This is a genomic window from Promicromonospora sp. NPDC052451, from assembly GCF_044547525.1.
Lineage (GTDB): Bacteria > Actinomycetota > Actinomycetes > Actinomycetales > Cellulomonadaceae > Promicromonospora.
On the sequence record NZ_JBIUAP010000002.1, the window covers coordinates 286,873 to 302,391 of the forward strand.

Consider the following 15,519-nt stretch of genomic DNA (forward strand, 5'->3'; position numbering starts at 1 on the left):
GAGCGCCACGATCCGCATGCTGAGACAAGACCGCGCCACAGCCGTGTTCGCACTACGAGGGCCCGTTCTCTGGCCTACCGTGAGTGCATGACCGACGAGCCTCGGGGCAGCGGCGCCCCGCTCACTGACTCGTGGCCTGCGTTCGACACGGCCGTCGACGAGCCTCGACCCCTGCCCGCAGCGCCCTTGCCGGCGGTGCGTCCGTCGGTCGCACTCCTGACCGACCGCTACGAGCTGACCATGCTCCAGGCGGCCCTCGCGGACGGCACGGCGCACCGCCACTGCGTGTTCGAGGTGTTCACGCGACGGCTGCCACCGGGGCGCCGCTACGGCGTCCTGGCGGGGACCGGTCGCGTCCTGGAAGCGCTGCCACACTTCGTCTTCGAGGACGCCGAGCTCGCCTATCTCGAGCAGAACGGCGTGGTGGACCGCCGGACCCTCGACTACCTGGCGAACTACCGCTTCTCCGGGACCATCCAGGGCTACGCCGAGGGCGAGGTGTTCTTCCCCGGTTCCCCGGTGCTGCAGGTCGAGGGCACCTTCGCGGAGTCGGTGCTGCTGGAGACGCTGATCCTGTCGATCCTGAACTACGACTCGGCGGTGGCGTCGGCCGCGTCCCGCATGACCAGCGCGGCCGGGGGCCGGCCCGTGCTGGAGATGGGTTCGCGCCGGGCCAACGAGCAGGCGTCCGTCGCCGCCGCGCGGGCTGCTGTGATCGGCGGGTTCGCCGGGACGTCCAACCTGGAGGCCGGCATGCGGTACGGCCTGGACACGATCGGTACCGCCGCGCACTCCTTCACGCTGCTGCACGACACCGAGCGGGACGCGTTCGTCTCCCAGGTCGCGGCGCTGGGTCCCGGCACGACGCTGCTGGTGGACACGTACGACGTGCGACGGGGGGTGGCCACCGCCGTCGAGGTGGCGGGAACCGGTCTGGGTGCGGTGCGCCTCGACTCCGGCGACCTGGGCGGGCTGGCGCAGGAGGTGCGCCGGCAGCTCGACGGCCTCGGCGCCCGCGACACGAAGATCGTGGTCACGTCCGATCTCGACGAGTACGCCATCGCCTCGCTGGCCGCCGCGCCGGTGGACGTGTACGGCGTGGGCACCTCGGTGGTGACCGGGTCGGGTGCGCCCACCTGCGGCATGGTCTACAAGCTGGTGGCGCGCGCCGACGCCTCGGGCGTGCTCCAGCCGGTGGCCAAGGCGTCCGCGAACAAGGCCTCCCGGGGCGGGCGCAAGGCTGCCGCCCGCCGCTACGGCCGGGACGGTCACGCGGTCGAGGAGGTCATGGTGACAGGTCCGGACGACGCGGTGGCCGAGTGGACGCCCCAGAGCGACGACTTGCGGCCCCTGCTCGCGCCGATGGTGGTGGACGGCGCCGTCGACTCGCGCTGGGTGGGCCCGTACGGGGTGGCCAACGCGGCGATCAACCACGGCATGGTGCGCGCGGAGCTGCCCCGGGGGGCGCGTCGTCTGTCGGACGGCGACCCGGCGATCCCCACGGTGGACCTCCGGCTGGACGGGTCCCGGTGAACCGCCCGTGACCGACGAAGTACCCCAGGTCACAGCCCGGCGACAACTTCGCGAAAATTCTGGACAAGGGTGTCCAGTCCGGGGACCGAACCGCCTAGAGTGAGACCTGTGACTTCTTCCCCTTCGCCGCTGCTCACGCCCCTGGGGTCAGCCGGGACGGCCGTCGAGGAGGACACCGACGCCGATCTCGCGTCGGGGGTCGCTGATCCGTGGGTGACGATCGTCTGGAACGACCCGGTGAACCTCATGTCGTACGTGACGTACGTGTTCGAGAGCTACTTCGGGTACCCGCGGGTCAAGGCGGAGCGGTTGATGACGCAGGTGCACAAGAACGGTCGCGCAGTCGTGTCCAGCGGGGGGCGCGAGCGCATGGAGGTGGACGTACAGGCGATGCACGGGTTCGGTCTGTGGGCGACGCTGCAGGAGTCGGGCGCACGGGGAGTCGCATGACACCGTTCCGCGCCATGCGGCGGGGTTACGAGGCCAGGTTCGAACCGGTGGAGCGGGTGGTCCTGGCCAGGGTGGCCCGTGACGTCGCGGACATGCTCCGCGAGGAGGCCGGCCTGGACCTGTTCGACGACGGTGACGAGCCGGGCCCGTCGGCTCATCCCGGGCCGGGCAAGGGGCAGGCGTGGGCGAACGGACTGCTCGCGCCCGACGAGCTCACCGACGCGGACCTCGCCCGCCTGACGGGTGTGACCGGGGTGGGCCGCCTGCCGACCGACCCCGCGGCGCAGCGGCTCCTGCCCGACGCGAGCAAGGACGACGCCGACCTCGCCGACGAGTTCCGCCGTCTGACGCAGAACGACGTCGCCCGCGCGAAGGTGGACCGGCTGGAGGCCTTCGCCGCGCTGCTCGACCTGCCCAGCGGGGACGACGCCCCGTCGCCGCTCGGCCGCCACGGCGCGCCCCCGCCCGTGCGGGTGCCCCGCGAGGACGCCGAGCAGTTCGCGGGCGCCCTGACCGACGTGCGCCTGGTGATCGCCGAGCGGCTCGGCCTGAAGACCGACGAGCAGGTCATGCACCTCACCGACGAGATCATGTGGGACCGTCAGGCGGGCCGGGAGATCCCCGTGGCGACCGACGGCCGGGCCGCCCGGCGCTTCTGGTCGGGTGTCTTCGTGGCGGCGGGTTACGCGCAGGAGACGCTGATGGACGTGATGCTCGCGGAGCTGCGCGGGCGCCGTCCGCTCGCCTGAGGGTCAGAGCTCGTAGACGGTGCCCGGCTCCGCGACGTCGACCGGACCCGCGTAGGAGCCTCGGGCCTCGGCCAGGGAGTCGGCCGGGTCGTTCCAGACGGGCAGGTGCGTGAGCAGCAGGCGGCGTGCACCGGCGTCGGTCGCGACCTGGCCGGCGCGGCGGCCGGTGAGGTGGATGCCGCGCTCGACCACGTCGTCGCGGCCCTCCAGGAAGGCCGCCTCGCTGAGCAGCAGGTCGGCGTCGCGCGCCAGCTCGACCACGGAGGTGCAGGCGTCCGTGTCGCCCGTGTAGGCGAGCGTCGTCGTACCGCCCGACGCCGACGGGCCGGTCACCCGGACCCCGTAGGTCTCGACCGGGTGGAACACCCGGTGCGGCTCGATCGTGAGCGGCCCCACCCGCACCGACGGGTGCTCCGCCCAGGAACGGAAGTCGAAGTCGTTCGCCATGGACTCGCCCTCGCTCAGCCCGTAGGACAGCGCGACGTGCCGCTCGGCGGTCGACGGCCCGTAGACGGGCAGCGGGGTGCCGCGGCCGCCGTCGCGCAGGGAGCCGCGTTCCGGGTGGTAGCGCAGGTAGACGTAGAGCCCTGCGAGGTCGGCGCAGTGGTCGGGGTGCAGGTGCGAGATCGACACGGCGTCGAGCGCCATCGGGTCGAGGTGCCGCTGCAGGGCGCCGAAGGCGCCGTTGCCGAGGTCGAGCAGCACGTTCCAGTCGCGGGCCTCGTGGCCGGCGGCGGCCGCCTCGGCGGCGGTGACCCGCACCAGGTAGGACGACGCGGGAGTGGCGGGGCCCGGGAACGACCCGGAGACCCCCAGGGGGAGCAGGCGCATCAGACGGCCTCCACGAGGGACACCTCGGGGCCGAGGAACCGGCTGGCGAGCTGCCCGAACGGGGCCGGGTCACCGGTGGTCAGGAAGCGGTGCACGGGCGCGCCGGCGTCGGGCGTGCGCTCCAGGTCGTGCTCCACGAGGGTGCGGTACACGTCCTTCGCGGTCTCGTCGGCGCTGGACACGAGCGTGACCTCCTCGCCCATCACGTAGGAGATGGCGCCCGCGAGCAGCGGGTAGTGCGTGCACCCCAGCACGAGCGTGTCGACGCCGGCCGCCTTGACGGGGTCGAGGTACTCGTGCGCGAACTTCTGCACCTCCGGGCCGGACGTGCGGCCCTCCTCGACGAAGCGCACGAACTCGGGGCACGCCTGGGTGGTGATCGTCAGGCCGGGCGTGACGTGGAACGCGTCGTCGTAGGCGCGCGAGCGGATGGTGGTGCTCGTGCCGATCACCCCGATGCGGCCCGACCGCGTGGCGGTCACCGCGGCGCGCGCCGCCGGCAGGATCACCTCGACCACGGGGATGCCGTGGCGCTGCGTGTACCGCTCGCGGGCGTCGCGGTACATCGCCGACGACGCCGTGTTGCACGCGATGACCAGCATCTTCACGCCGTCGGCCACGAGCTGGTCCAGGGCGTCGAGCGCCATGGCCCGCACGGCCGCGAGCGGCTTGGGGCCGTAGGGGCTGTTCACGGTGTCGCCGAGGTACCGGACCTGCTCGTTGGGGAGCTGGTCCAGGATGGCGCGCGCGACCGTGAGGCCGCCGAGGCCGGAGTCGAAGATCCCGATGGGCGCGTCGTTCACGGGGTGAAGCCTAGCGATCACAACGTGTCGTCACCGTTTCGCGTGAGCGGCACCACGCGTGACGCGTGACACGTTTCGGCAGGTCAGCGGGCCGGTCGAGGTGCTAGACGCCCAGGTCACCCGGGTGATCCGCACGTCCGGCGGCCGGGCCGGGTCGTTAGGGTGGGCGCATGACCACCAGCACCAGCGACATCGTGCGCGCCGACGGGCGCGCCACCGACCAGCTCCGCCCCGTGACGATCACCCGGGGATGGCTCGACGAGGCCGAGGGGTCGGTGCTCGTGGAGTTCGGGCGTACGCGCGTGCTGTGCGTCGCCTCGTTCACCGAGGGCGTGCCGCGCTGGCGCAAGGGGTCCGGCGAGGGCTGGGTCACCGCCGAGTACGCGATGCTGCCGCGCGCCACCAACGAGCGCAGCCAGCGCGAGTCCGTCAAGGGCAAGATCGGCGGACGCACCCACGAGATCTCGCGGCTCATCGGCCGGTCGCTGCGCGCCGTCGTCGACATGAGCGCGCTCGGCGAGAACTCCATCGTGCTGGACTGCGACGTGCTCCAGGCCGACGGCGGCACCCGCACCGCCGCGATCACCGGCGCCTACGTGGCCCTCGCCGACGCCATCGCGTGGGGCCGCCGGCACGGGCACGTCAAGGGTGGCAAGCAGGTGCTGTCCGACTCCGTGGCCGCCGTCTCGGTGGGCATCATTGACGGCACCCCCATGCTCGACCTGCCGTACGTCGAGGACGTGCGCGCCGAGACCGACATGAACGTGGTGGTCACCGGCGGCGGGAAGTTCATCGAGGTGCAGGGCACCGCCGAGCACGCGCCGTTCGACCGCGCCGAGCTCGACGCGCTGCTCGACCTCGCGGTGGGCGGCACCGCGGAGCTCACGAAGATCCAGCAGGCGGCCCTCGCGCAGGAGCTCTGAGCGCGGGCTGGCATGATCGGGGCATGACCTCCCTGATCGTGCCGCCGGCCGCCCGGATCGTCCTCGCCACGCACAACGCCAAGAAGGTCCCCGAGCTGCGCGCGATCCTCGGCGAGGCAGGTCTGGACCTGCCCGACGGCGAGCTGGTCACCTCCGGCGAGGTGGGCGCCCCGGAGCCCGTGGAGGACGGTGTGACGTTCGCCGAGAACGCGCTCATCAAGGCCCGCGCGGTGTGCGCCGCGACCGGCCTGCCCGCCGTCGCCGACGACTCCGGCCTGGCCGTGGACGTGCTGGGCGGGGCGCCCGGCATCTTCTCGGCCCGCTGGGCCGGCAAGCACGGCGACGACCTCGCGAACCTGGAGCTGCTGCTCGGCCAGCTCGGCGACGTGCGCGCCGAGCACCGCCAGGCCGGCTTCGTCTGCGCGGCCGCGCTGGTCACGCCGGAGGGGCGTGAGGAGGTGCGGCTCGGGGAGATGCGGGGCGTGCTGGCCACGGCACCGCGCGGTATCAACGGCTTCGGCTACGACCCGATCCTGGTGGTGGACGAGGACCCGCGCTCCGCGGACGGCGCCGACGGGGCGCGACGGACGGCGGCGGAGCTGTCCCCCGAGGAGAAGAACGCGATCTCGCACCGCGGCAAGGCGTTCCGGGCGCTGGCCCCGGTGGTCGTGGCGGCGCTGGGGTCGGCGGCGGTCTGAGGTGAGTTCGGGGGGCTGGGGTGGTCCCCGGGGGCTGGGGTGAGTTCGGCAGGCTGGGGTGGTCTCGGGATCTGGGATGAGTTCGGCAGGCTGGGGTGGTCTCGGGATCTGGGATGAGCTTGGCAGGCTGGGGTGGTCTTGGCGGTCTGGCGCGGTCTCGGCAGGCTGAGGTGGCTAGGCCGTGTGGGCCCGCGCCTTGCGCGGTGGATCTGTCCGGTTGCCCAGTCATGGGCCTCGTGAGCTCGGTCTCTTGCTGCTCGCGGCTCGGTGTGTTCGGTCCCTTGCCCTGAGATCGGTCAATCAACCTGCCGATTTCAGGGCAAGGAACCGAACATCGGCTGGGAGGCCGAGCGGTGGACCGATCTCGCGGCTCGGCCCGGCCCCGCCCGGCCCGGCCCCGCCCGGCCCGGCCCCGCCCGGCCCGGCCCGGCCCCGCTCGGCTTGGCCCGGCCCGGCCCCGCTCGGCTTGGCCCCGCCCGGCGCCGCTCGGCTTGGCCCCGCCCGGCGCCGCTCGGCCCGGCCCCGCCCGGCCCCGCAGATCACGCCGATCGCGGGTCGGTGTCTGTCTCGCCCAGGCATGAACCCCGCGCCCAGGTGCGCACCGGTGGCTGGGGACCAGGTGGCTCGGGACTAAGGCATGAATCGCCCGGTGAACAGCACGATCGCCCCGGACCACACCGCGAGCACGATGGCCGCCGCCGAGACCCACGGCCGTCGCCGCGCGATGATCGCCGCGGCCACGGATCCCACCAGGCACAGGCCCGTCCCGGCGCCAGACAGCAACAGGCCGACAAGGCTGCCCACGACCGCGAACCACAGTGGCGGGAACGGGCCGCTGGTCCAGGACTGCTCCGTGCTCGTGCCGGGCGTCGCCGGCGTGCTGTCGGTCATGAGGCCCCCGGGTGATCTGCGTCGTCGTGCACGGCCTGATCGGCCGGCGCGCGAACCTATCGTGGCGGCGGGTGGCCGCACCACCCTCGGGAGCGGGTGGTTCAGCCCTCCGCCGGGCGGCGTTCCTGACCGCGGCGCAGGGCCGTCACGAGGCCGCGCCAGCCCAGCATCGTGATCGCGAGGAAGGCCGCCGTCACCAGGGCGAACGACCACGCCAGGCCCTGGCCGGACAGGCCGCGCAGGGCCAGGCCGCCGAGCACGGTGACGCCCCAGACCACGACGCCGGCCGGCCAGATGCGGGCGGGGTCGCGCCATGCGCGGGCGACCAGCCAGCCGATGACCGCGGCCAGGGCGAAGGGCCACACGACGCGGCCGAAGGCGCTCGCCAGGTTCCCGTCGTGGGACGCGATGCCGATGCCGGTGAAGGCGAGGACGGCGACGGCGTCGGCCACGGCGGCCGGCCAGACGGGGGCGGTGCGGGCTGCGGGGGCGGTGGTGCTCACACCGCGAGCCTAGTCCGTCGGCACCGGCGGCCCGTGGCATCACCGGCCCTATGGCGGCGGAGTTCTGGAGGAAATTTACATCCCGGACATATACGCCTCTTGCGGTCGAATCATCCAGGCTCCAGGATCACGCTGGCCGCCAACCCGGCGGCCAGCGTGATCTAGGAGGCAGCATGCGAAGCAACCTCTCCCGCACCCTGCTCGGCGGCCTGGCCGCCCTGGCGCTCGGCGGCAGCGTGGCCGTCGCGCTCGGTGCGCCGTCGCAGGCCAGCGAGAGCACCGCCGTCGCGGTGCACAGCGCGGCGACGACCCTGTCCGCCCAGGACAGGGTGACCGACTACTGGACGCCCCAGCGGATGCGCGACGCCGTGCCCGCCGACGTCCTGGTGGCGGGCAAGGACAAGGCGTCCGCCGGCGACCCGGTGGCCGCCGGCAGGCCGACCGTCGTGCCGCAGGCCGCGGCCAAGCCGGCCCCGTCCGCGGCGTTCGTGGGCGGGTACTACTCGGGCGGCGGCAAGGTCGTGGACACCACCGGCAAGGTGTTCTTCACGCTCGGTGGCGTGAACTACGTCTGCTCGGGCAGCGCCGTCAGCTCCGGCAACAAGGACGTGGTGCTCACCGCCGGCCACTGCGTCAACGAGGGCCCCGGGGCGTTCGCCACGAACTGGGCGTTCGTGCCGGCCTACGACGACGGCGCCCGGCCCTACGGCACCTTCACCGCCCGCCAGCTCACCACCACCACCCAGTGGCAGAACAGCGGTGACTTCGACTACGACGTCGCGTTCGCCGTGCTGAACACGCTGAACGGGGCGCACCTGACCGACGTCGTGGGCGGGCAGGCCATCGGCTTCAACCAGGCGCGCGGCCAGTACATGTACTCGTTCGGCTACCCGGCGGCCAACCCCTACGACGGCTCGGACATCGCGTGGTGCCACGGCACCGTCGTGCAGGACACGTTCGGCGGCAGCTCCGACCAGGGTCTGGACTGCAACCTGACCGGCGGCTCGTCCGGCGGGCCCTGGTTCGTCAACTACACCGAGTCGACCGGCGTGGGCGTGCTCAACTCGGTGAACTCCTTCAAGTACCGGGGCGGCAGCATGCGCAACTACATGTTCGGCCCGTACCTGGGTGACGTCGCGCAGACGCTGTACGGCACGGCGTCGTCGCTCTGACCCACGGGCGCCTGCCGGGCCCGCGCCCCGCGCGGCACGGGCCCGGCAAGGCGCCAGTCCGGCAGGCGCCAGTCCGGCAGGCGTCAGCCCGGCAGGCGTCAGCCCGGCAGGCGTCAGCCCGGCAGGCGTCAGCCCGGCAGATCGGCCAGCAGCCCCAGGTAGCCGCCGAACGCCGCACGGACCTCACCGGTCTCCAGGCCGAACCGGTCGAGGCTGTAGCGGTGCGGCGCACGCCGCCGCGGGGCGTCCCACTCGGCTGCCAGAGTGGCCTCGTCGGCCTCGCCCCAGTGTGCACCGAGCCGCTCGAACAGCTCCGGCAGCGCCCCGCCGGGATCGCTGGTGAGGCGCTCGTACGACACGTCGACCACCTGGTCGGGCCCCAGGGCGGCCCGCTGGTCGAGGGCACGGGCGACGCCGTCCGACATGATCGCGAGCCAGTCGCGGCCGATCTGGTGCAGGTCCACCGCGTCCGGGCGGCGGTGGATCCGCTGCGACGACTCCGCCAGGGAGCACAGCGACGCCAGCGCCACCTCGGGGGTGCGGTGGGTCCAGACGAACCGGGCGTCAGGGAAGACGTCGGCGATCGCCGACAGGTGGAAGAGGTTGGCCGGGTGCTTGAGCACCCAGCGCCGCGGGGGCCGCCCGTAGGACAGGAGCTGGAGCGCGTCGCGCAGGAACCGGTAGTCCGGCCGGTGGTCGAAGGTCGCCAGCAGCTCGAGGTACTCCGGCATGGGTACGGCCGAGGAGTGCAGCTCCGAGTGCGCCCGGATGAACGTGTCCTCCTCCTCGGCCGTCGCGTACATCGGGTGGATCGTGTCCCACGTCGAGCTCAGCATCGACGTCATCGCGAACCGGCGCCGGGTGCGGCGGACCAGCGCCGCCTCCGCCGCGGCGTCGACCGGGAGGCCGGGGTAGGTCATCTCCCAGAGCCGGGGACCGCGGTGGCCGGGGGAGCGGGACAGCAGGTTGTACATGAGGGTCGTCCCCGTGCGGGGCATGCCGACGACGAAGACCGGCGCCTCCACCGGCTCGTCCGCGACGCGCGGGTGCCGGGCCCGCAGGTCGCCCACCACCACCCGGTTGCGCACCCGGCCCTCGACCATCGCCTGGCCCGCCGTCCAGCCGAGCGGGCTCAGCCCGGGGAACCGTGCGAACGCGTGCAGGACCAGGCGCAGGTGGTCCAGGTCCGCGGCGTTCTCGTCGGTCAGCGGCGTCCGGCCCCGGGAGGCCCGCGCGACCATCCGGTCGAACACCGCGTCCGGGTCCCGGCGGGTGCGGGCGCCCGGGGCGAGCAGCAGGTTGGTCAGGTGCAGGGCGGGAGCGGTCGGGGGCATGTCACTCTCCAGGGGTGCGGCGGGCGGCAGATCGCATCCTGCCGTGGGCGCCGTCCCCGGTAAAGGAAACTGGCCCCGGCGCGCCCCGTAGGCTTGGGGGATGCACCTCGTCGCCCAGGAACTGGCCTTCGCGTACCCCGGGCGGGACGTGCTGGCCGGCGTGAGCTTGACGGTGAACGACGGCACGCGCCTCGGCGTCGTGGGGGAGAACGGGTCGGGCAAGTCCACCCTGCTGCACCTGCTGGCCGGTGACCTGCTGCCGAAGTCCGGCGAGGTGCGGCGGCACGGCAGCGTCGCGCTCGTCGAGCAGGAGCTGCACCCCGAACCCGGTCAGACCATCGGCCACCTGGTCGCCGCCACGCTCGACGGCCTGCGCACCGCCGCCGCCGAGCTGGAGGCCGCGGCCGCCGCCTTCGACCACGGCTCCGGCGACCTCGCGGTGCTCGAACGCACCCTCTCCCTCGCGGAGCACCTCGCCGTCTGGGACGCCGACCGCCGCGTCGAGGTGGCCCTCACCCGCCTCGGCGCCCCGCGCGATCCCGCGCGCCGCCTCGACGAGCTCAGCGTCGGAGAACGCTTCCGGGTGCGGCTCGCCTGCCGCCTGGCGGAGCGCTCCGACCTGCTCCTGCTCGACGAGCCCACCAACCACCTCGACGACTCCGCCATCGAGTTCCTCACCGGCGAGCTCGTCGCCTGGCGCGGCGGCGTCGTCCTGGTCACGCACGACCGCGAGCTGCTCGACGACGCCGCCACCGCCATCCTCGACCTGGACCCGTCCTGGGACGGCAAGCCGGTGCTCTACGGGCAACCCGGCTACCTGTCCTACCGGTTCGCCAAGAACCAGGCGCTGCACCGCTGGCGCCAGCGGTACCGCGCCGAGCGGAAGCGGGCCGCGGCGCTCGCGGAACGACTCGACGAGTCCTACGAGGGGCTGTCCGACGAGTGGCGCCCCGGCAAGGGCTCGCAGAAGCACCGCCGGGCCACCCGCGCGCGCATCCACGTCAAGGCCGCCGATCGTCTGGTCCAGAAGCTCGAGGCCGAGGCCATCGAGGTGCCGAAGCCGCCGGTGGAGCTCCGGTTCCCCGATCTCCCGGCGATGTCGCCGGGCTGGGACCCCAGCGACCCCGTGGTCGAGGTGCGCTCCCCGCGCGTGGGGGAGGACGGCGCCGCCCGGCTGGACCTGCCGGGCACACGGGTCGCGGTACCGCCGTCGGGCCGGCTGCTGGTGGTCGGGCCGAACGGGACCGGCAAGTCCACGCTCCTCGCGGCGCTGGCCGGCACGCTGGAGCTGGACCGGGGGAGCCGCTCGGTGGTGCCGGGCGCGCGGATCGGCGTCGTGGGGCAGGAGAGTGCGCCGATCACCGGCAGGGCACGGCTGCGGACCGGGTTCGAGACCTACGCCGACGAGGCGCTGCGCCTGCTCGCCTCGGGCGAGCTGGACCCCGACCACGTGGTGCCCGTGGCGGGGCTCGGCCTGCTCAGCGAGGAGGACCTCGACCGGCCGCTCGCCGAGCTCTCGGCGGGTCAGCGCCGCCGGTTCGAGCTGGCGCGGGCGCTGCTGCACGCGCCCCACCTGCTGCTGCTGGACGAGCCGACGAACCACCTGTCGATCGACCTCGTCGACGAGCTGACGCGGGCGCTCCAGGTCACGCCGTGCGCCGTGGTGGTGGCGACGCACGACCGGCGGATGCGCGCCGACCTGGAGGACTGGCCGGTGCTGGACCTGTCCTAGACCGGTCGCGCGCCGGCGCGGGGGTCGCCTAGGGCAGCCGGCCCACGTGCGCCATGGCCTGCTTGAGCAGCATGCCCTGGCCGTTCATCATCTCGGCCTGGACGTCGTCGGCGCAGGCCTCCTCCGGCGTCAGCCAGGCGAGGTCGAGCGCGTTCTGCTGGGGGCGGCAGTCACCCGTCACGGGCACCACGTAGGCGAGCGACACGGCGTGCTGGCGCGGGTCGTGGAACGCGGTGATGCCCGGGGTCGGGAAGTACTCGGCGACGGTGAAGGGCTGCGGCGACGGCGGCACCTGCGGGAGCGCGACGGGGCCGAGGTCCTTCTCGATGTGCCGCAGCAGGGCGTCCCGGAGCCGCTCGTGGTACATGACGCGCCCGGAGACGAGGGCGCGCGTCATGACGCCCTGCGTGTTCACCCGCAGGAGCAGGCCGACGGCGATCACGTCGCCGGAGTCGTCGACCCGGACCGGCACGGCGTCCACGTACACGAGCGGGAGCTGTGCGCGCACGACGGCGAGATCCTCGTCGGTCAGCCACCCCGACGGCTGCGTGGGCTCGGGGTAGAAGTCGTCGGAAGGGTAGTCGGCAGTGTCCGTCACGGGTCCGTTCTACCAGTTCGCGCCTCGCAGCGCCCTACTCCGCGCCGTCGAGTTCGGCGTCGCGCTGTCGAACGGGTCACGGCGAGCGCATTCCTGGAATAGCCCAGGGCAGAACCGTGCTGCACTGGGTGGACGTTTCAACGAGAGGAACCGCGAATGGCCACCGTCGAGATCACCGACGCCACGTTCGAGAAGACCGTCACCGACAACGACATCGTGCTCGTGGACTTCTGGGCCACGTGGTGCCCGCCGTGCAAGATGTTCGGGCCGGTGTTCGAGGCGTCCTCGGACAAGAACACCGACATCGTGCACGCCAAGATCGACACCGACGCGAACCCGGGCATCTCCTCGGCCGCGCAGGTCACCTCGATCCCCACGCTCATGGCGTTCCGGGACGGCGTGCTCGTCTTCCGCCAGGCTGGCGCCCTCCCGGCCAAGGGCCTCGCCGAGGTCGTGGAGGCCGTGCGCGGCCTCGACATGGACCAGGTGCGCAAGGACCTCGAGGCGCAGAAGAACTGACGCGGATCGCAGCGACGGCCGCCCCCTGACGGAGGCGGCCGTCGTCGTACCGGCCGTGTGCGCGAGGGGGGACTCGAACCCCCACGTCCGGAGACACCAGGACCTAAACCTGGCGCGGCTGCCAATTACGCCACTCGCGCGCGGCGCACAGTCTACGTGCAGGTACCCGGGCAGGTCAGCGGAACGCCGCGATCCCGGTGAGGTGCCGGCCGAGCACCAGGGTGTGCACCTCGTCGGTGCCCTCGTAGGTGCGCACCGACTCCAGGTTGCTCGCGTGGCGCATGGGGGAATGGTCCAGCGTGACGCCGTTGCCGCCCAGCACGGTCCGTGCCTCGCGGCACACGTCGATCGCGATGCGGGCGTTGTTCAGCTTGCCCGCCGAGATCATGTGTCCCTCCAGGCGTCCGGCGTCCTTGAGCCGGCCCAGCCGCAGGGCCAGGAGCTGGGCCTTGGTGATCTCCAGCGCCATGTCCACGAGCTTGGCCTGCGTGAGCTGGAAGCCGGCGACCGGCGTGCCGAACTGCTCGCGCCCCTGCGCGTAGGCCAGCGCCGCCTCGAAGGAGTCCCGGGCCGCGCCGACCGCGCCCCACACGATCCCGTAGCGCGCCTCGTCGAGGCAGGCGAACGGCCCCGCCAGCCCGGGATGCTCCGGCAGGATGGCGTCGGCCGGCAGGCGGACGCCGTCCAGCGTGACGTCGCACTGCACGGACGCGCGCATCGACAGCTTGGGCTCGATGGGGACGGCGGTGAACCCCGGGGTCGACGTCGGCACGACGAATCCCCGCACCCGGTCCCGCTCGCTCCCGTCGTCCTGCGGCTCGCGGACCTTGGCCCAGATGATGGCGACGTCGGCGAACGAGGCCATGCCGATCCACCGCTTGGCACCGTCCAGGACCCACTCGCCGCCGGCGTCGCCGCCCTCCGAGCCGGGCTCGAAGCGGGCGCGCGTGGTCATGCTCGCCGGGTCGGACCCGGCGCCGGGCTCGGTGAGCCCGAAGCAGCCCACGACCTCGCCCGTCGCCATGCGGGGGAGCCACTGCTGCTTCTGGGCCTCGGAGCCGTGCTTGTGGATGGCCGACATGGCCAGCGAGCCCTGCACGGACACGAACGTGCGGATGCCGGAGTCGCCGGCCTCCAGCTCCTGGGCGGCCAGGCCGTACTCGACGGCGGAGCGGCCGGCGCAGCCGTAGCCCTCCAGGTGCATGCCGAGCACGCCCAGCTCGCCCAGCTCAGGCACGAGCTCGCGCGGGAAGTACGCGTCGGCGAACCAGCGCGCGATGCCGGGGCGCACGCGCCGGTCCACGAACTCGCGCACGCGGTCGCGCGTGGCCAGCTCGGCGTCGCTGAGCTCGTCGTCGAGGTTCAGCAGGTCGGCCGGCGAACCCATCAGTCGAGCCCGAGCACCTTGCGGACCCGCGCCACGTGACCCGTCGCGCGGACGTTGTAGAAGGCCTCGGCCACTGTCAGGTCCGGGTTCACCACGACCGTGGACCGGATGACCCCGACGTAGGTCTTGCCGTAGTTCTGCTTCTCGCCCCAGGCGCCGTACGCCTCCAGCGTCGCGTGGTCCTCGTCGGACGCCAGCGGGAACGTGAGCGCCTCGGACTCGGCGAACTTGGCCAGCTTGGCCACCTTGTCGGGGGAGATGCCGACGACGGCGTAGCCCGCGCCCAGCAGCGACGCCTCCGAGTCGCGGAAGTCGCACGCCTCCTTGGTGCAGCCCGGCGTTGCGGCGGCCGGGTAGAAGTACACGATGACGCCCTTGTCGGTGCTCTTCGCCAGGTCGGCGAGGCGGACGGAGGTGCCGTCGGCGGTCGGGAGGGTGAAGTCGGGAGCCTTGTCCCCGGGCTCGAGGCGAGTCGTCATGACCGTAACGGTAGCTCTTCGCGGTCGCGTAGCGTTGTCCCGTGAGTACGACGACCGGCACCCTCCCGATCCGCATGCTGCACGACAGGCTCCTGGTCCAGCCCGAGACCGACTCGGCGGAACGGCAGTCGACGGCGGGACTGGTGATCCCCGCGACCGCCGTCGGGCCCAAGCGGCTGGCCTGGGCGACCGTCGTGGCCAAGGGTGAGCACGTGCGTCAGGTCGACGTGGGCGACCGCGTGCTGTTCGACCCCGAGGACCGCGCCGAGGTGGACCTGGGCGGCAAGGACTACGTGCTCCTGCGGGAGCGCGACGTGCACGGCGTGGCCGAGAACGACGAGGCCGACGGCGCCACCGGGCTGTACCTGTAGCCGCCCTGCGGCGTGCCCGGCCTGTCGCGCAGTTCACAGGCCGGGGTCGTTCGTTCGGTTACCGATGACGGCGCTGGTCCTGGTAGTGTTTCTCCCCGTTGCGCGCCATTAGCTCAATAGGCAGAGCAGCTGACTCTTAATCAGCGGGTTCGGGGTTCGAGTCCCTGATGGCGCACCAGCACGGCGGTCCGAGAACCCCCTTCTGCCCTCGTGGCGGAGTGGTCGGCGACGGCTCGTCGTGGGCGGAGTGATCGGTAGCGCAGTGGCCTCCGGGCCCTGGTAATCTTTCCGTCGCAGGCGCCATTAGCTCAATTGGCAGAGCAGCTGACTCTTAATCAGCGGGTTCGGGGTTCGAGTCCCTGATGGCGCACAGCAACGACGAAGGCCCCCACCACGGTGGGGGCCTTCGTCGTTCCCGGGGCGGAACTTTCACCCGCCCGCCAGCCTGCATGTTCATCCAGGTAGCGCACAGTTTGTCCGGTTGTTGCCTGCCGCACCCGTTCCGTTCACCCGGCCGGTCCAGGTTGACGTCCGGGCGTGCTCAGG

The 15,519-nt window shown here is 72.9% G+C and carries 17 protein-coding genes and 3 tRNA genes; 11 read left to right on the forward strand and 9 right to left on the reverse strand.

The window, feature by feature from the left end; translation table 11 throughout:
• Positions 1-87: 87 nt before the first annotated feature.
• The 3 genes from ACIG47_RS04140 to ACIG47_RS04150 all read left to right on the forward strand — a co-directional run bounded on the left by ACIG47_RS04140 (position 88) and on the right by ACIG47_RS04150 (position 2,732).
• The gene (locus ACIG47_RS04140; RefSeq protein WP_397429726.1) at positions 88-1,533 is read left to right on the forward strand and encodes a nicotinate phosphoribosyltransferase; all 1,446 of its coding nucleotides are present in this window, start codon (positions 88-90) and stop codon (positions 1,531-1,533) included.
• Between the two features lie 141 nt (positions 1,534-1,674).
• Complete coding sequence (gene clpS / locus ACIG47_RS04145) at positions 1,675-1,983, forward strand: ATP-dependent Clp protease adapter ClpS (protein WP_397416904.1); 309 nt, start codon at positions 1,675-1,677, stop codon at positions 1,981-1,983.
• Positions 1,980-2,732 carry a DUF2017 family protein gene (locus ACIG47_RS04150; RefSeq protein ID WP_397416843.1) on the forward strand — a complete coding sequence of 251 codons (753 nt, stop codon included), beginning with the start codon at positions 1,980-1,982 and terminating at the stop codon, positions 2,730-2,732. The genes clpS and ACIG47_RS04150 overlap by 4 nt, the downstream gene beginning before the upstream one ends.
• A 3-nt stretch (positions 2,733-2,735) precedes the next feature.
• Here the strand turns inward: ACIG47_RS04150 and ACIG47_RS04155 are convergent, their stop codons facing one another.
• Both ACIG47_RS04155 and murI read right to left on the reverse strand, forming a co-directional pair.
• Positions 2,736-3,563, reverse strand: a complete 828-nt coding sequence (locus tag ACIG47_RS04155; RefSeq protein ID WP_397416845.1) for an MBL fold metallo-hydrolase — start codon at positions 3,561-3,563, stop codon at positions 2,736-2,738.
• Positions 3,563-4,366 (reverse strand): glutamate racemase, encoded by an 804-nt coding sequence (gene murI, locus ACIG47_RS04160; protein WP_397429727.1) that lies wholly within the window; start codon positions 4,364-4,366, stop codon positions 3,563-3,565. The genes ACIG47_RS04155 and murI overlap by 1 nt, the downstream gene beginning before the upstream one ends.
• Positions 4,367-4,536: 170 nt before the next feature.
• Here murI and rph point away from each other — a divergent pair, with 170 nt between their 5' ends.
• Together rph and rdgB are read left to right on the forward strand one after the other, a co-directional pair.
• Positions 4,537-5,289 carry a ribonuclease PH gene (gene rph / locus ACIG47_RS04165; RefSeq protein WP_397429728.1) on the forward strand — a complete coding sequence of 251 codons (753 nt, stop codon included), beginning with the start codon at positions 4,537-4,539 and terminating at the stop codon, positions 5,287-5,289.
• Positions 5,290-5,312: 23 nt separating this feature from the next.
• On the forward strand, positions 5,313-5,987 hold the full coding sequence (gene rdgB, locus ACIG47_RS04170; RefSeq protein ID WP_397429729.1) for an RdgB/HAM1 family non-canonical purine NTP pyrophosphatase: 675 nt from the start codon (positions 5,313-5,315) through the stop codon (positions 5,985-5,987).
• Between the two features lie 630 nt (positions 5,988-6,617).
• On the opposite strand, the gene ACIG47_RS04175 is transcribed toward rdgB, so the two are convergent.
• Together ACIG47_RS04175 and ACIG47_RS04180 are read right to left on the reverse strand one after the other, a co-directional pair.
• The gene (locus ACIG47_RS04175) at positions 6,618-6,878 is read right to left on the reverse strand and encodes a hypothetical protein (RefSeq protein WP_397429730.1); all 261 of its coding nucleotides are present in this window, start codon (positions 6,876-6,878) and stop codon (positions 6,618-6,620) included.
• Positions 6,879-6,979: 101 nt separating this feature from the next.
• A complete protein-coding gene (locus ACIG47_RS04180) occupies positions 6,980-7,381 on the reverse strand; it encodes a DUF3054 domain-containing protein (protein ID WP_397429731.1) in 402 nt (133 codons plus the stop codon).
• A 173-nt stretch (positions 7,382-7,554) separates the two neighbouring features.
• Here ACIG47_RS04180 and ACIG47_RS04185 point away from each other — a divergent pair, with 173 nt between their 5' ends.
• Positions 7,555-8,553, forward strand: a complete 999-nt coding sequence (locus tag ACIG47_RS04185; protein WP_397429732.1) for a trypsin-like serine peptidase — start codon at positions 7,555-7,557, stop codon at positions 8,551-8,553.
• A gap of 128 nt (positions 8,554-8,681) precedes the next feature.
• On the opposite strand, the gene ACIG47_RS04190 is transcribed toward ACIG47_RS04185, so the two are convergent.
• The gene (locus ACIG47_RS04190; RefSeq protein WP_397429733.1) at positions 8,682-9,887 is read right to left on the reverse strand and encodes a sulfotransferase family protein; all 1,206 of its coding nucleotides are present in this window, start codon (positions 9,885-9,887) and stop codon (positions 8,682-8,684) included.
• 100 nt (positions 9,888-9,987) lie between these two features.
• Here ACIG47_RS04190 and ACIG47_RS04195 point away from each other — a divergent pair, with 100 nt between their 5' ends.
• The gene (locus ACIG47_RS04195) at positions 9,988-11,619 is read left to right on the forward strand and encodes an ATP-binding cassette domain-containing protein (RefSeq protein ID WP_397429734.1); all 1,632 of its coding nucleotides are present in this window, start codon (positions 9,988-9,990) and stop codon (positions 11,617-11,619) included.
• 28 nt (positions 11,620-11,647) lie between these two features.
• Here the strand turns inward: ACIG47_RS04195 and ACIG47_RS04200 are convergent, their stop codons facing one another.
• Positions 11,648-12,217 (reverse strand): NUDIX hydrolase family protein, encoded by a 570-nt coding sequence (locus ACIG47_RS04200; protein ID WP_397416865.1) that lies wholly within the window; start codon positions 12,215-12,217, stop codon positions 11,648-11,650.
• A 156-nt stretch (positions 12,218-12,373) separates the two neighbouring features.
• Here ACIG47_RS04200 and trxA point away from each other — a divergent pair, with 156 nt between their 5' ends.
• On the forward strand, positions 12,374-12,736 hold the full coding sequence (trxA, locus tag ACIG47_RS04205; RefSeq protein WP_397429735.1) for a thioredoxin: 363 nt from the start codon (positions 12,374-12,376) through the stop codon (positions 12,734-12,736).
• Positions 12,737-12,794: 58 nt separating this feature from the next.
• On the opposite strand, the gene ACIG47_RS04210 is transcribed toward trxA, so the two are convergent.
• From ACIG47_RS04210 to bcp, 3 genes are all read right to left on the reverse strand, one after another.
• A tRNA-Leu gene (locus ACIG47_RS04210) sits at positions 12,795-12,876 on the reverse strand.
• Positions 12,877-12,911: 35 nt separating this feature from the next.
• Positions 12,912-14,123 (reverse strand): acyl-CoA dehydrogenase family protein, encoded by a 1,212-nt coding sequence (locus ACIG47_RS04215; RefSeq protein WP_397429736.1) that lies wholly within the window; start codon positions 14,121-14,123, stop codon positions 12,912-12,914.
• Positions 14,123-14,602, reverse strand: a complete 480-nt coding sequence (bcp, locus tag ACIG47_RS04220) for a thioredoxin-dependent thiol peroxidase (protein WP_397429737.1) — start codon at positions 14,600-14,602, stop codon at positions 14,123-14,125. The genes ACIG47_RS04215 and bcp overlap by 1 nt, the downstream gene beginning before the upstream one ends.
• A 74-nt stretch (positions 14,603-14,676) precedes the next feature.
• Here bcp and ACIG47_RS04225 point away from each other — a divergent pair, with 74 nt between their 5' ends.
• From ACIG47_RS04225 to ACIG47_RS04235, 3 genes are all read left to right on the forward strand, one after another.
• Positions 14,677-14,973, forward strand: coding sequence for a co-chaperone GroES (locus tag ACIG47_RS04225; protein ID WP_220454908.1), 297 nt, complete (start codon positions 14,677-14,679; stop codon positions 14,971-14,973).
• Between the two features lie 102 nt (positions 14,974-15,075).
• A tRNA-Lys gene (locus ACIG47_RS04230) sits at positions 15,076-15,151 on the forward strand.
• Between the two features lie 119 nt (positions 15,152-15,270).
• Positions 15,271-15,343 (forward strand) — tRNA-Lys (locus ACIG47_RS04235).
• The last annotated feature ends 176 nt before the right edge of the window (positions 15,344-15,519 follow it).